The organism is Psychrobacter sp. TS_SC_6, assembly GCF_056156305.1.
The window spans coordinates 2,345,623-2,361,926 of record NZ_CM149590.1 but is presented as its reverse complement, the minus strand read 5'-3'; the positions used below and the strand labels follow the sequence as shown (position 1 = coordinate 2,361,926).

Sequence of the window (16,304 nt, the reverse complement as noted above, 5' to 3'; positions counted from 1 at the left end):
CCATCAATTTCTATCCAATGTTCAACATGCCCTAGAAACTGTACTGACGAAGTAAAGATAAAGGAGTAATGCGACAAATGATTATGCTAGCAATAACTCGCAAATTTCCATTACCAGCCGACAGGGTCAATATCTAAAGTAAGCTTAAGATATTTAGCGCTCGGTAGGGTAAGAGCGTGTTGCCACCAATGGTTTAAAACATGATGCAGTTGCTGCCGATCCTTGGCCAATAGCAAAAGCTGGGCATGATAGCGACTGTTCTTTTTACTCATGGGCGCATCGATAGGACCAAGAACGGCTAAATTGTGCCCTGTTGGCAGAACGGCAATGGCATCTTTGAGTGCTTGTGTGGTGGCAGCAAGGGTTTTACCTTCGCAGCGTATCAGCGCAGCATGACTATGAGGGGGCAGTCCCATCATTTTACGCTCTTGCAACAGCTCACGAGCAAAAGACAAATAACCGTCTTGCACCAATTTTAATAGTAAAGCATTGTCCGGTTGCAGCGTTTGAATCAATACCCGTCCTGATTTATCACCGCGTCCTGCACGCCCTGCTACTTGGATCATCAATTGGGCAGTATGCTCTGGAGAGCGAAAGTCTGCAGACAAAAAGCCACGATCAGCGTTAGGTAAGCAAACGAGCGTGACATTGGGGAAATGATGACCTTTGGCAACCATTTGCGTACCGACCAATATGGCAGGATTGCCTTCATTAATACGCTGATAGATATTTTCCCAGCTGTCTTTACGCCTAGTGGTATCACGATCAATTTGGATAATGGGGTAAAGCGCTTTACTGGTTTGCGGATTGGCAAAGATAGCGTGCAAATTTTCGCTTAGTCTTGTCGTGCCCATCCCTTTGGCATCTAGATTTTGACTGCTACAATCAGGGCATACAGTCGGAATATAGGCTTGCCAATCACAATGATGGCATTTTAAATAAGAGTTGCTTGAATAGTTGCTACGCTGGGCGTGATTATTATAATGAACGGTTAAATGCGCGTCGCAGCGCGGACAATCTGCCTGCCAACCACACGCCTCGCATAATAAAACAGGCGCATAGCCGCGACGGTTTAAAAATATCAAAACTTGATCGCCAGCTTCTAGGGTTTGCCTTATGGCGCCGATAAGCGCATCCGTCAGTCCGGTATCATAACGCGCGCCATCATTTTGCGTTTGCTGATGAGTACTTTGCAAGCGTGCATCAATCAGCTGCATGGGCGCAGGTTTAGCATTGCCAGGGCGCGTCGATAATTGACACTCTACTAGCTTGCCCTCATCGACTAATTTTAAATGTTCAAGAGAAGGAGTAGCCGTACCAAGGACGACCGGTATTTTGGCTTGGAATCCTCGATAAAGTGCGACATCAGCAGCATGATAGCGCAAGGTATCCTGCTGTTTATAGGAGCCATCATGCGCTTCATCAACGACAATTAAGCCTAAATCTGCAAACGGATATAGTACTGCTGAGCGCGTACCAATAATGATTTGAGCATGACCCGTACGACAATCTTGCCAACCTTGCAATCGATGAGTATTGTTCATACCAGAATGTAGCAAGACGATATGCGCAGCGAAGCGACTGGCAAAACGTGCACGTGTCTGGGGCGTTAAACCAATCTCAGGCACTAAAATAAGCACTTGCTTGCCAGCCTCTAATACTGCTTGCATGGCTTGTAGATAGACTTCAGTCTTGCCACTACCAGTAATGCCATTTAATAAAAAGCCCGTGTAGCATTTGGATTCATGTGCAGCAACAATCGCTGCAACGGCAAGCTGTTGCTCCTCATTAAGATCAAGGGGCATTTTTGCCAATTTGACAGGAGTAGGTGCTTGTTTTGGTTGAATATAGCGCTCAATCAAACCTTTATCTTCTAGTGTTTTTAGAAAAGCACGCGCCATACCTTCTAATAACAGTACATCTTCACTTGCACCATGTTGACCATGTAGCTTTAGCATATCAAACTGCTGCTTTTGCTTTTTGGCGTTAGTACGAAAGTCGTCGTCAGTGACATGTGGCAGAATTCGCCAATGGGTAATGAGTAAATCTAGCGGTTTACCTTGACGAACCAAGGTGGGCAAGATGACCGCTAACACCTCACCAAGCGGATAATGATAATAACGAGCAAGCCAATAGGCGAGCTTTAGCATGCTGCTATCTAAAATAGACTCAGCATCTAAACACTTATTAATGGGTTTCAGCTTATTGAGTGGTACGCTGGTATCCGCTTGCGCAATATGAGCAACCACGATTCCGATTAAAGTCTGACGACCAAAGGATACCTCAACACGACTGCCAATTTGCGGCAGTTGTATTGAGCTATTGTTTGGCGAAGCATTTGGCAAAGCACTTATATCGGACGGTAGGCTATAGTCAAATACCCGATAAAGGGGCACGGGCAGAGCAACTTGTACCAACATAAAAAGGCTTCGCAGTTTGATTAAGTCAATATGAAATAAAAATAAAGAAGGAGAGACAAATAAGCTTAGCATGAGGTTAAGCTTATGGTGATTCAATATGAAATACTGTTATTCAAGCAGTATTGAATTTCTAACTTATTCAATATATAGAATAGACTCAATTTCGACCACGCCACCTTTAGGCAATGCCGCTACTTGCACCGCTGCGCGGGCAGGGTAAGGTTCAGTCAAATTAGCCATGAATACTTCGTTTAATGCTGCAAAATCATTTAAATCAGTTAACGATACATTGAATTTGACCACGTCATTTAGGCTGCCACCAGCAGCTTCACAGATGGCTTTGATGTTTTCAAATACTTGCTTCGCTTGTGCATCAAACCCTTCTTTTAGTTCCATGGTGATAGGGTCAAAACCTAGTTGACCTGAAATATAAACAGTATTGCCAACTTTTACCGCTTGTGAGTAAGTGCCAACGGCTGCAGGTGCTTTATCCGTTTGGATGGTTTGACGTGTCATGATATATCCTTATCGTATTTTTTGGTGTTTGATGTGCTAAAGCTATTTTCTAAAAATTAATAGAAGCATTTAGCACGATTAAAAGTTTTACATGTTTCAAATCATCTATGTGTTAAGAGATGATTTGAGAGGCATATATTTTAACAGTTATGATTATAAAAGTATTTATAGTTGATATAAACGCATAATATTGGGGAAACCAAGTAAGGAGCGTAGTTCACGAATACCTTGGGCTAAGTGATTGCGACTACGAACCACAATATGAACGATAGTATCATTGCTGCGTACGTCGACCTTTTCAACCCCTATATTTAACTGCCGAAGATTATAAATAACTTTACTGATTTGCTCGTCGCTCAGTGCTATAGACAGTTTTAGATAAGCAGGAAAACGAATTTTATTACCGTGATCTTCTGAGTCACCTTGCTTGATCGCCTTATCATTGCGCCAACGTAATTGGATGACTTGATAAGGATTGTCTTTACGAATATCGTCTAGTGAAAAGCACTTATGTCGATGCACGACCAGACCATGACGGGATAAATGTCCAACGATAGGATCACCATAAATCGGATGGCAACAATTGGCAAAATCAAGCTCAACGCCTGAAGCATTGACGATCAGTTGCTGTGGTTGGGTCATGTCATCGATACGTTCTTGCGATTGGATATCACAGACTTCATCGCTAAACAAACGCGTGACCACGAGTTGCGGTAATAACGTACCGGAGCTTATTTGCTCAAATAGCGCTGATTTCTCAGTCAGTCCACGCCATTCAGTTAGATTCTTCCAGTCGCTATCAGTTAGGTCATCCAAGCTTTTTTGATAGGTTTTTAGCGCGCGATCTAGTGCTTGTCTACCATGATGCTGCTTATCCGCCGCTGATAAATCTTTGAACCAACGCAAAATCTCTACACGGGCTTTATTAGTAACCACAAACCCAAGCCATTCTGCTTTTGGCTCAGAATGGCTATTAACCTCGATTTCTACTAACTGTCCATTTTTGACTACCGTCCCAAGTTTGGCATGTTTTTTATCAATATTGGCGCCAACCGCGACATTGCCAACCATCGGACCAACGGCATAAGCAAAGTCTAGCGCAGTCGCACCTTGTGGCAATTCATAAGCGCGACCTTGCGGGCTATAACAGATGATTTTGCTAGAATGCAGGTAATCCATCAGCTCATTAATGGTCGATACCGCGGCGGCAAAATCAGGGTTGCCTTCGTTTAAACAGTCCTCATCGACCAAATCTTTCATATTGCGTAATGACGCCTGAATGACTGATTGACTGACATCAGAGGCATGCTCTGCACCAATGACACCAAGCCTTGCGGCACTTTGCATCTGCTTAGTCAAAATTGTTACTTTAACAAAGTCATTGTCGCGCTCGTAGATAAGCGTCAGCGATTGATTGCCGCCAGGTAAAGGTCTACGGATATTGTCCGCAATATGACTGTCCGCAATTTGATATTTTTTAATGAGATAGTAGGCAAGTTTGTCACAAGCTTCGATATTATCTAGCACAATCTCAAACGCATAATGGCGTAGCAGTGCATTAATCTCGCCGCGATTACGGAAAAATTGTCGGAAGATAACCACGCGATTGTCTAAGACTTTAACCATGCCATCAAGATCAAGATTATTTAGAACAATACTCAAGTAACGATGAATGGCTTCTCTTTGAAAATTTCGCCCGAGCCCATGTTGTAGCAATTTATCAGAGATCTTGTTATACATCTCAGAGTCAAGATTGCGATAACAAAGTACTTCAATATAATCAGCAATATCGTTGAGACCCATGAGCCGTGCAAAGGGCACATAAAAGTCTAACGTTTCTTGCGCGGTGGTACGTTGTTTTTCAGGACGTACCGCATCTAGGGTCGACATATTGTGTAAACGGTCAGCAAGCTTGATAATCAATACACGTGGGTCTGCGAGGGTAGCCGTCAGGATTTTATGAAAGGTCGCCGCTTTATTTTCTTGTTTATTATGCGTCGATGATTTTAATTTGGTCACACCATCGACCAGCCTAGAAACCACTTTGCCATAACGCTGTTCTATCTGCTCATCGCTCACTTCCGTATCTTCAACCGTATCATGCAAAATTGCCGCAATGATGGTATCTCGATCTAAGCGAAAGCCAGCTAGTATCTCAGCGACCGCAATCGGATGCGTGATATAAGGCTCTCCTGACTTGCGCTTGTCTTTAATATGCGCAACATCACCGAACTCACAAGCATCAACAATATCACGGCGTTCAGCGCCCGTGAGGTAACCTACTGAACGCAGCAGGTTATATTGAGCGTCATCAACTAACGGATGACTGAGTTTGGGCAAGTTTTGAATCATAAAGTCACGATCCTATGTTCTTTTACCTGTTTAAAGGATGATTTAGCAAGGTAAAGAATGGCTGAATAAGTGCTGAGCTATTAATATAGAGCTTAAGAATAAAGCTTAAAATTGGGCAGACTACCCTCTAATTAATCGTAAATCGCCGTCAATGTCAACCGCTAAGCAATAAGCTAATGTAAAAACTGGAGAATTCTTACTTAAGGTTAGGTTTTAAAAGCCAAACGGTTACTAAAACAGTAAAGCCAGTATCATTACAACCAAAAAACCACAGCCTACGCTGTGGTCTCTATCGTCAGTCAATACTCGTATACTTGCTGAATTCATACTTTTTACGGTAATTTATTAGAAGCTGTGATCGCCTGACAATGCTAAATCTAATGAGCTCGTAGCAAAATTATGCTCGGGCTGATTTAAAATGTCACGGGTAATTTTGCCAGCAGCGATTTCACGTAATGCCAATACGGTTGGCTTGTCGTTATCAACATCAACCAACGGCTCTGCAATACCTTTAGCCAACTGACGTGCGCGTTTGCTTGCGACCAGAACCAGCTCAAAGCGATTATCAACATTATCCAAACAATCTTCAATCGTCACTCGTGCCATAAATAGCTACCTCGGTTGTTTTTACTGGTTGCGGACATGGCGCGCCACTCAATAAAAATAATATCAAAAATATAAAGGGGGATAGCGAGACATTATAGCATTTTTTGCTTGCAGGCGTAATGGCTTTTTGCTTGTCTGCTACTAACTATTATCCCAGATAAACTATTAAGGCGTACCAGCGCTTTATTTACTCGTCTACTGTGTTTTTTAGTAGGTTGTTGATCGTACGCTGATAACGCTGCTGTTGGCGTTTTAGAGTCTGTCTATCGGCAACGATGATTGCTTTAAGCTCAGTTAAAGCCACCTCAAAACTGTCGTTAATAATGACATAGTCAAAATTGACGTACTGCGCCATCTCATTAACAGCACCAGCCAAACGCTGCTCAATCACCTCCATACTGTCCTGTCCACGCGTTGATAAGCGTTGACGCAAAGTGGCGATACTTGGCGGTAAAATAAAAATCATGATGGCATCGGTAAAGATTTTTTTGACTTGTAGCGCCCCCTGCCAATCAATCTCCAAAATCACATCAACACCGGCGTCCAGCTGCGCGCGTACGCTTTGTTCTGAGGTACCATAATAATTGCCAAACACTTCGGCATGTTCTAAAAACTGACTTTCGCCGATGGCTGTCACAAATTTATCAACGTCAGTAAAATGATAATGATGACCGTCAATCTCGCCTGGACGCGGTTTGCGCGTGGTGTGTGAAACACTGACAGTCAAATCATTGGTGGTAGCAAGTAGCTGCTTAACCAATGAGGTCTTGCCTGTGCCAGACGCGGCAGTGATAATAAATAATGAACCTGTCATACAGTGTGTCCTAGTGAATTGTGTCTTGATAAATAACTGAAAGTATTTGATTGAGTATAAAAGGGTGGTAAAAATAAAAAACACCATCATGTATGGTGGCAAAAGTAGTAATCAATGCCTCATTATAAACTGCTTTAAAAGCAAATTATGCTAAAGTAGGGTATCGATTTTACCGAAACTTTTAAATAAAAGTTTCGGTGGCTTAGGCTTTAAGCCTAGGCTTTTATATAAATTATCTAATGATAGGTCTTCTTATGCAAATTTATCTTGCCAATCCACGTGGATTTTGTGCTGGTGTGGATCGCGCGATTGCGATTGTCAACGAAGCACTGTTACGTTTTGAGCCACCCATTTATGTCCGTCATGAAGTGGTACATAACAAGTTCGTGGTATCCGACTTGGCCAATCGCGGTGCTGTTTTTGTGGAAGAGCTGCATGAAGTGCCAGATGGCTCTATCGTTATTTTTTCAGCTCATGGAGTTTCAAAAGCGGTAGAAGATGAAGCAGAGCGCCGTGATTTAACGGTATTTGATGCCACTTGTCCTTTGGTCACCAAAGTACATATCGAAGTCGCTAAATTTGCTCAGGATGGTATGGATGCAGTATTGATTGGACACGCAGGACATCCTGAAGTAGAAGGCACTATGGGACGCTTTAACCATCGTCATGGCGGACAGATTCATCTGGTTGAAAACGAGAGCGATGTTGAAGCTTTGAGCGTACAGAATGCTGAGCGCTTAGCATTTGTGACCCAAACGACCTTATCGATGGATGATACCGCGCGCGTTATTGATGCGCTACGTGAAAAATTCCCAAGCATTCAAGGTCCACGTAAAGACGATATTTGTTATGCCACTCAAAATCGTCAAGATGCGGTCAAGGATTTAGCGGGTCGCTGTGAGGTGGTCTTGGTCGTTGGCTCACCAAACTCATCAAACTCAAATCGTTTACGTGAATTGGCAGAGCGCATGAATTGCCGCGCGTATTTGATTGATAATGCCACTGAAATGAATAAGAGCTGGTTCGATGGGATACAAAGTGTCGGCGTGACTGCGGGTGCTTCAGCGCCTGAAGTATTGATTCAAGAGGTACTGCAGCAGCTGCAAGATTGGGGCGGCGATTTGCCAAGTGAGCTGTTGGGTATTGAAGAAAATGTCACCTTTAGCTTGCCAAAAGCTTTACGAATTCCAATGACGCAAGTTGGCAAATAAAATAAGCAGGCTTTGTATGCAGGCTTTGTATATAGCGCCAGAGAGGTAACATAAAATGAAACAGCAGAAAAAAAGATTTGTCTTGGCAGAAGCTAGCCTTGATGAGATCAATAAACAATTAAAAATTAATACGTTTACGATCATCATCCTGATAGGGATGCTGATGTTAAATACGACCCAGTTTATGAGAGATTATAGTCTGTTATATGGCGCCCTTATTGCCATTATGGCTTTCTTTTTATTTGTAATGGCTAAAAGTCGCACGCTACTGACGGTACAAAAACAAGCCCTTATGCGCTAAACAAGGAAAGCTTACCTTTATTTTATACATAATCAATCTATTTTAAAAAGAATTCAAGGACATTCATGCCAGCTTATTACACTTTTATAAAACGTGAGCAGCAAGCAGATGGTAGTAGTGTTGCTTATTATCAGCCAACCAAGCATGCGCAAGGTGCTTGGAACGAGCATGAACAACATATGGCGCCAGCCACCGGCTTGCTCACTGCCGAATTACAAAGTTTTATACCACAAGAAAATATGCGCATTGCTCGTATCAGTTTAGATATTTTAGGGCTGATACCGCTTGATAACTTCACTATTACCACGCGCTGTATTCGTCCGGGTAGAACCATAGAGCTTATCGAAGCAGTGATGAGCAGTCGCGGTCGTGATGCGATTATTGCACGGGCATGGCGTCTGCTGACCCAAGATACCAGTGACATTGCAGGCATTGAAGATCAGAATGCGCTACATCAACCTGAAGCGCTGCCCATTTGGGAAGACATGAAAGGCTGGCCGGGCGGTTTTATCGAAAGCGTGCGCTTAGTCGCTGATCCAGACCGTCGCCCTGGTCGCGGCATGGTCTGGATCACCAACGATGTCGAGATGATAGAGGGTAAGCCGACTGACGACTTGGTGCATCTGCTGGGTATGGTCGATACCGCCAATGGCGTTGTGCCGCGGCTTGGGCTTGGCTTGTCAGAATTAGATTGGATGTTCCCCAATACGGATTTGCAAATTCATATGCACCGCGCGCCGCAAGGTCGCTGGCTTGGCATTGAGGCAGTGCAGCAGTACGGTGATGATGGCATCGGGCTGACCAGTGCTGTGTTACACGATTTTCAAGGCCCCTTTGGTCGTAGCGAGCAAATCTTGACCATTCGTCCGATGCCGCATTAATTGCTCAATACTATTTTATAAAGCACTTTGTGATAGGGTCAATTCACTTTAAAAAGTGATGAACAGATCGATAGTACGCTTTTGTTGTTCATATTTGTCATTATTAGTCGTTGTTAATAATAGCCGTTCTAGTGAATAAAGCAGGTGGACGAGTCACAAACAAGGTAAGTTGTTCTGAAAAACAAAACCAAAGCATGTAATTAATTAATTATACAAATCAATGGTAATGAGTTGTAATAGGATCTAACCACAGAACATGACTGTCATTAGGCATCACTATGAAAAAAACAAACCGTTTTTCGAACAAGCTGACAACTATTCTGGAACTATTAATAGAAGCGTATTCAGAATAGGTTTTGTACTTTCATCCATTTGCTAACCAAAGGAATATGATTATGAGCGATAACAAGAGCGCCAAAAACTGCCCCTATGCACCGACCCAATTGACGATGAGCAATGGCGCACCAGTTTCAGACAATCAAAACAGTCTCACTGCAGGCAAGCGTGGTCCATTATTAGCACAAGATATCTGGCTAAACGAGAAGCTAGGCAACTTTGCCCGTGAAGTGATTCCAGAGCGCCGCATGCATGCTAAAGGCTCAGGCGCATTTGGTACTTTTACCGTGACCAATGACATCACTAAATATACTCGTGCTGCTATCTTTAGCGAAGTAGGCAAGCAGACGGAGATGTTCGCGCGCTTTAGTACTGTAGCAGGTGAGCGCGGCGCGGCTGATGCCGAGCGCGATATTCGCGGTTTTGCGCTAAAGTTTTATACTGAAGAAGGTAACTGGGACATGGTGGGAAATAATACACCTGTATTCTTCTTACGTGATCCGCGCAAATTCCCAGATTTAAACAAAGCGGTCAAACGTGATCCACGTACCAATATGCGTTCGGCGACCAATAACTGGGACTTTTGGACTTTACTGCCAGAAGCATTACATCAAGTCACCATCGTTATGAGTGATCGCGGTCTCCCAGCATCATATAGAAATATGCATGGCTTTGGCTCGCACACTTATAGTTTTTGGAACACCGCCAATGAGCGTTTTTGGGTCAAATTCCATTTCCGCACGCAACAAGGCATTAAGAATTTAACTGATGCTGAAGCGGCGGAAGTCGTTGGTTCGGATCGTGAAAGTCATCAAAAAGACTTATACGATGCCATCGAAAATGGTGATTTTCCAAAGTGGAAAATGTATGTGCAAATCATGCCAGAAGCTGAGGCAGATACCGTTCCTTATCATCCGTTTGACTTGACCAAAGTATGGCCAAAAGGCGATTATCCACTGATTGAAGTGGGTGAGTTTGAATTAAATAAAAACTCGGACAACTACTTTGTTGATGTGGAACAAGCAGCATTTGCCCCAAGTAACTTAGTGCCAGGTATTAGTGTATCTCCGGATAAAATGCTACAAAACCGCTTGGTTAACTATGCCGATGCGCAGCGTTATCGTGTTGGGGTCAATCATCAGCAAATTCCGGTAAATAAGCCGCGTTGCCCTGTGATGAGCAATCATCGTGATGGTCTAGGACGTGTCGATGATAACTATGGCAGTCGCCCGCATTATGAACCAAACAGCTTTAGCCAGTGGCAAGAGCAGCCTGATTATGCTGAGCCACCATTAAAAATTGACGGCTATGCGGCGCATTATGATTTCCGTGAAGACGACAGCGATTATTTCAGTCAACCGAGAGCGTTGTTCAATTTGATGAGTGCTGAGCAAAAGCAGGTACTGTTTGAAAATACAGCGAACAATATGGCTGGTGTGCCGGACTTTATCCAGTATCGTCACATTCGCAACTGTAACTGGTGTGATGCCTCCTATGGCGAAGGCGTTGCCAAAGCATTAGGATTAAGTGTTAAAGATGCAATAGCAGCCCGTGATTCGGATCCTGCTCGTCATTTGCCTAGCTGCTTATAATGGATAAGATTTATACATAAGCAGTTAATCAGTTAAATATCATTACAATGACACCGCCTCAGGAAACTAGGGCGGTGTTTTTTATCGAATCAAGTTTTTACGCTTGAAATTTTCTCCTGCGCCCCTATTAGTATAAACAGCTTAGCAGTGTTCAAAACGTAAGCTCTCTAATATTCATTGAGTAAGCTTCGTCTGAGTACTGCTATCTTATAATAAGTTTTTAACATGAATTGAAGGAGTTTTTTATGAGTGAACAGAACCCAGTTGATAATCAAAAAGTTGATAGCATCAATATTAATAAAAGCAGCCCAGAATTAAAAAAACATACCTTCGAAGCAGAGGTAGCTCAATTATTGCATTTAGTGACGCACTCGCTATATTCTAATTCCGATATTTTTGTCCGTGAGCTGGTTTCAAACGCCTCTGATGCCTGTGATAAATTGCGCTTTGAAGCGACCAATGACGACAGCCTTTATGAAGACGATGGCGAGCTAAAAATTCGCATTGCGGTTGATGAAGATGCCAAAATCATCACCTTTACTGACAACGGTATCGGCATGAATGAAGCTGATGCCATCGAAAACTTGGGTACGATTGCCAAATCTGGCACTAAAGCATTTTTAGACAAGCTGTCTGAATCACAAAAGCAAGATGGTCAGTTGATTGGTCAGTTTGGGGTTGGCTTTTATTCGGGTTTTATCGTTGCTGACACGATCAGTGTTGAAACCCGCAAAGCTGGCGAACCTGCGGATAAAGGCGTACGCTGGGTATCTGATGGTACGGGTAGCTTTACCGTTGAGCCTATCACGAAAGCGACGCGTGGTACCGCCATTACTTTGCATTTAAAAGAGCAATATAGTGAGGGCGAAGACAGCTATTTAGACCGTGGCAAAATTAAGCAGTTGGTTAATAAATACTCTGACCATATCAGCTTACCGATTCAGATGCGTAAAGAAGTCTGGCAAGAAGATGAGGTTGAAGAAGGAAGTGACACGCCTGCCAATGGTCAAATGGTCTTAACTGACGAATGGGAAACCATTAATAAAGCCAGCGCCCTATGGACACGTTCAGCCTCTGAGATTGAAGATGAAGAGTATGTCGATTTTTATAAAAATATCACCTATGACATGGACGCGCCACTAGCATGGACGCATAACCGTGTCGAAGGTCGTGTTCAGTATACGCAACTATTGTATATTCCTAAAAAAGCCCCTGTAGATTTATATACTCGTGAGCAGCAGCATGGTCTAAAGCTTTATGTTAAGCGCGTCTTTATTATGGACGAGGCAGAGCAGCTGTTGCCAATGTACCTGCGTTTCGTCAAAGGTGTCATCGATTCAGCCGACTTGCCATTGAACGTCAGCCGTGAGCTATTACAAGAGTCGCGTGATGTGAAGTCTATCCGCGATGGTAACGCGCGTCGTATTTTGACTTTGCTGGCTAGCCTTGCCAACAGTGAAGACAGTGATAAGCAAGAAAAATTCGCGCAGTTCTACGCTGAATTTGGTGATGTTATCAAAGAAGGTCTAGGCGAAGACATGGGCAATCAAGAACGTATTGCCAAATTGCTGCGTTATGCAACCAGCATGCAAGATGGTGAAACCACCAGTTTTGAAGACTATAAAGCACGTATGAAAGACGGTCAAAAAGCCATCTATTATCTAACGGCTGACAATCTAGCGGCTGCTAAAAATAGCCCACAACTTGAGCTGTTCAAAAAGAAAGGCATCGAAGTTATCTTGATGACTAGCCGTGTTGATGAATGGGCGATGAATTTCTTGACCTCATTTGATGAGACACCGCTACAAAACATCGCTAAAGGTGCAGTTGATTTGGGCGATTTGCAAGACGAAGCCGAAAAAGCTGAAGCTGAAAAAGCGCAAGAAACCATGAAGCCAGTCGTTGATAAGCTAAAAACGGCGTTAGGCGAACGTGCCAAAGACGTTAAAGTATCGACGCGTTTGGTTGATAGTCCTGCCTGCTTAGTCGTTGGAGAAGGTGAGTTATCACCACAAATGATTCAGATGCTTAAGCAAATGGGTCAAGATGTGCCAGAAAGCAAACCGACGCTTGAGGTAAATCCTGATCACCCACTCATTAAAAAGTTAGAGACCAGTGAGCAGTCAGCCGAAGATTTTGACAAATTGGCGCAAGTTATTTTCGACCAAGCATTACTAGCAGATGGTGGTCAGTTAGATGATCCAGCGGCTTATCTCAGACGTGTTAATGAGTTATTAATGAGATAATGTTCAAGGTTTGATAGAAGATTTTGATAAAAAAGGAGGTCTTAAATTTAAGACCTCCTTTTTTGATGGGTTTTTAAGCGAATTTTACAATTCAGCCTTATGCTCTTGACCGACAATCCGTTACAATCGCGATAGATTAGCGAGCTAAAATATTAGTCAGTAATATTGATGTGCGCTATCCGTCTCTTATATCCATTTCATAGTGAATTAAATATAAAATTGATATCCTTATGCCGTGTAAACAAGTTAAATGAAAGACGATAAACGGCATCGATATCAAAATATTTTATCATTGATTTGTTTTATTTCTCTCGACTGGCTAGAGGTCTAAGTCTTTGTCACTTGCGTCGTTAAAAACCGTTTCACTGCAGCGCTTTTCGCTCAATTTCGCTGCCAATATTATTGCAACCTTGTGGATGCTAGTAGGCTCAACACGGGCATTCTCTTGGGTCAAACCTACCTTTGTTCAGTTCGCTGTATTTGCGCTATTGGCATTGGGTAGTAATGTCTTATTTTCTTGGTTAGCTGCTCCAGACGGCAGTATATTCAATGAGCAAGGACTGGTCAGCTATCTCATATGGCCGATGATTATTCTACTTGGCGGTATTATTCTGGCACGGCGCGCAGGCAATCAAGCACTGGTTTTTGTGCCTGTCGTACTGTGGTTAGTTGCTGATACTTTATCTGCTCTATTACAAAGCTTAGTACAGTTTTTGGGCAGTTATAGTTGGTTGCCTGATTGGAGTTATTCGTTTTTACCAACGCTATTTTTGGTGCTGTTTTTATGGCAGACCTTGGCATTGTTATGGATATTTTCTCGTCGCCTGCGTATACCGTGGTGGGAGCGTATCATCGTCCTCATCGGTGCTGTTGCACTATTGACGATTTGGCAGCGTAACGTCGCTGATCAGCCCATATTTAAGCAGATACCGGTAGAGCCAGTATTAGAAGAAGCTGCCTTATATGAACAGCCCCGTTTACTGCAAGAGGCACTGGCCCGTATAGATCCTAGCATACCGGGCAAAAGTGATTGGTACTTTATGGGTGTGGCGGGATTCTCTGATCAAAACGTTTTCCGCTCTGAGATTAATAAAATACGTGAGCTGTTTGATGTGCGTTTTGGTACTAGCGGGCATTCATTGGCACTAATTAATAATAACTATACTTGGCTAGATGAGCCAATTGCCACCAAAACAAGTATCTTACGCGGCTTAAAAAGAATTGGTCAGCAGATGAATGCTGATGAAGACGTGCTGTTTATGACACTATCATCGCATGGCGATCAGGACTTCATTCATTTATCCAATCCGCCACTTGCGATAGATAATTTGGATGCGACATGGCTTCGAGAAGCGTTAGATGCCTCAGGTATTCGCTGGCGGGTCATCGTGGTATCGGCGTGTTATTCAGGCTCTTTTATTGATGAATTGGCGTCGCCCACGACGGTGGTGATTACCGCTTCAGCAACAGACAAGATGTCATTTGGCTGTACCAATAGTGCTGAGATGACCTATTTTGGGCAAGCCTTTTTTGCTGAAAGCTTAAGAGAAAACACCAGTTTTTCTGCTGCCTTTAAAGACGCCGCTTATCGAGTAAAGGAGCGTGAGCTTTACATGGGGTTTGAGCCATCAGAGCCACAAATGGTGATCGGTAGTTTGATGGAAACGGCGTTGCCAGCATTTGAGCAAGTGTTATTTGATAAAATACGACCGCCGCTTGCTAGCATTACAGATACGTCGAATGCGATAACGACTATCAATATTTCACCAAATACGGGCGCAGACACAGTTGTAGGTAATAAGAACACAGCGAACTGATTTTTGTCCCATTTTTAATCAGATGCTTTTTTAAATAAGCATCTGTTTTCAACTATTTTGTCTTAGCTAGAAAGGATATTGCTCATGAATAATTCTTATAACCACAGTCTCTCAGCCAGCACCCAGCTGACGCAAAAAAGTGTCAATCGTTGTTTTGATGGTGAGCAGCGTTATTACAGTCATCAATCAGCAGCTACCAAGACGCCGATGACCTTTAGTATTTATCTGCCTGATGAGGCACTAGCAGGGCAGCGTTGTCCGGCGATTTTATATTTATCAGGTCTCACTTGTAATGCAGATAATGTGACCCACAAAGCGCATTTTCAACAAAAATGTAGCGAACTTGGCATGATATTTATTGCGCCAGATACCTCTCCTAGAAGTAGTGAAGATAATGAGGTGGCAAATGATGAGCGTTATTTTGTCGGTCAAGGTGCAAGCTACTATGTCGATGCGACGCAAGCACCATGGGCTGAACATTTTAATATGCAAAGCTATATCGTTGATGAGCTATATGATTTATTACGCTCAGAGTTTCCGATTCATAGTATTGGTATCACGGGTCACTCGATGGGTGGACACGGTGCGTTATTATTGGGCTTTAAATTCCCAAGTAAGTTTGTCAGTGTGTCAGCTTTATCACCTGTGTGCGCCGCTAGTGAGTCGGCATGGGGCCAAGCGGCTTATACAGAGTATTTTGGTGATGACAAGAGCTTGTGGGCGCAAGCAGACGCTTCTCAGATGATTGAACAAGTTGGTCAGCAATACTCAAGCATCTTGGTTGACCAAGGCGCTGCCGACGAGTTTTTAGCCGATGGTCAATTACAAACGTCAAAGTTACAACAAGCCTGTACAAATGCCAAGCAGCCATTAACATTGCGCTATCAAGCCGGTCACGACCATAGCTATTATTTTATCCAAACAGTGATCAATGACCATATTGAACATCACTGGCGTATGGCACAGCTTAGCTAAAATTTAATCTCATATTGTTCGTTATAGTGTTTCAGATTTAAAAGGTCGTATCTATGGCAAGTTATCAAGATTTAAGCACTGTTACCGTCGATACTCCATCAGTAGAGGGTAATTCCGTTGCTGCTGCATCTACGCTTGCTACCATGCAAGCGGATATGGATGCTGCTTTAAAGAATAAACAGCGAGACCATACCAGTACCAATTTAAATAATCCTCAAACTCATGCAGTCAAATCAA

The 16,304-nt window shown here is 43.1% G+C and carries 12 protein-coding genes; 7 read left to right on the top strand and 5 right to left on the bottom strand.

The features are described 5' to 3' along the window. Positions 1 to 110 precede the first annotated feature (110 nt). The 5 genes from AC0J5Y_RS10015 to gmk form a co-directional block, all read right to left on the bottom strand. Positions 111 to 2,420, bottom strand: coding sequence for a primosomal protein N' (locus AC0J5Y_RS10015; RefSeq protein ID WP_475130544.1), 2,310 nt, complete (start codon positions 2,418 to 2,420; stop codon positions 111 to 113). A 135-nt stretch (positions 2,421 to 2,555) separates the two neighbouring features. Next, positions 2,556 to 2,936 (bottom strand): RidA family protein, encoded by a 381-nt coding sequence (locus AC0J5Y_RS10010; RefSeq protein WP_011514323.1) that lies wholly within the window; start codon positions 2,934 to 2,936, stop codon positions 2,556 to 2,558. Between the two features lie 165 nt (positions 2,937 to 3,101). Beyond that, a complete protein-coding gene (locus AC0J5Y_RS10005) occupies positions 3,102 to 5,288 on the bottom strand; it encodes a RelA/SpoT family protein (protein WP_475130543.1) in 2,187 nt (728 codons plus the stop codon). A 345-nt stretch (positions 5,289 to 5,633) separates the two neighbouring features. Further along, complete coding sequence (gene rpoZ / locus AC0J5Y_RS10000) at positions 5,634 to 5,894, bottom strand: DNA-directed RNA polymerase subunit omega (RefSeq protein WP_011280985.1); 261 nt, start codon at positions 5,892 to 5,894, stop codon at positions 5,634 to 5,636. 187 nt (positions 5,895 to 6,081) lie between these two features. Continuing rightward, on the bottom strand, positions 6,082 to 6,708 hold the full coding sequence (gene gmk, locus AC0J5Y_RS09995) for a guanylate kinase (protein WP_475130542.1): 627 nt from the start codon (positions 6,706 to 6,708) through the stop codon (positions 6,082 to 6,084). Positions 6,709 to 6,962: 254 nt separating this feature from the next. Here gmk and ispH point away from each other — a divergent pair, with 254 nt between their 5' ends. The 7 genes from ispH to fghA all read left to right on the top strand — a co-directional run bounded on the left by ispH (position 6,963) and on the right by fghA (position 16,067). Next, complete coding sequence (gene ispH, locus AC0J5Y_RS09990; protein ID WP_149492073.1) at positions 6,963 to 7,919, top strand: 4-hydroxy-3-methylbut-2-enyl diphosphate reductase; 957 nt, start codon at positions 6,963 to 6,965, stop codon at positions 7,917 to 7,919. A gap of 55 nt (positions 7,920 to 7,974) precedes the next feature. Then, the gene (locus AC0J5Y_RS09985; RefSeq protein ID WP_475130541.1) at positions 7,975 to 8,220 is read left to right on the top strand and encodes a hypothetical protein; all 246 of its coding nucleotides are present in this window, start codon (positions 7,975 to 7,977) and stop codon (positions 8,218 to 8,220) included. A 65-nt stretch (positions 8,221 to 8,285) separates the two neighbouring features. Beyond that, a complete protein-coding gene (locus AC0J5Y_RS09980) occupies positions 8,286 to 9,101 on the top strand; it encodes a thioesterase family protein (protein ID WP_475130540.1) in 816 nt (271 codons plus the stop codon). Positions 9,102 to 9,496: 395 nt separating this feature from the next. Then, positions 9,497 to 11,029 (top strand): catalase, encoded by a 1,533-nt coding sequence (locus AC0J5Y_RS09975; RefSeq protein ID WP_475130539.1) that lies wholly within the window; start codon positions 9,497 to 9,499, stop codon positions 11,027 to 11,029. Positions 11,030 to 11,274: 245 nt separating this feature from the next. Then, on the top strand, positions 11,275 to 13,275 hold the full coding sequence (htpG, locus tag AC0J5Y_RS09970) for a molecular chaperone HtpG (protein WP_475130538.1): 2,001 nt from the start codon (positions 11,275 to 11,277) through the stop codon (positions 13,273 to 13,275). A gap of 335 nt (positions 13,276 to 13,610) precedes the next feature. Continuing rightward, on the top strand, positions 13,611 to 15,092 hold the full coding sequence (locus tag AC0J5Y_RS09965) for a C13 family peptidase (protein ID WP_475130537.1): 1,482 nt from the start codon (positions 13,611 to 13,613) through the stop codon (positions 15,090 to 15,092). An 84-nt stretch (positions 15,093 to 15,176) separates the two neighbouring features. Further along, positions 15,177 to 16,067, top strand: a complete 891-nt coding sequence (gene fghA, locus AC0J5Y_RS09960; protein ID WP_475130536.1) for an S-formylglutathione hydrolase — start codon at positions 15,177 to 15,179, stop codon at positions 16,065 to 16,067. The last annotated feature ends 237 nt before the right edge of the window (positions 16,068 to 16,304 follow it).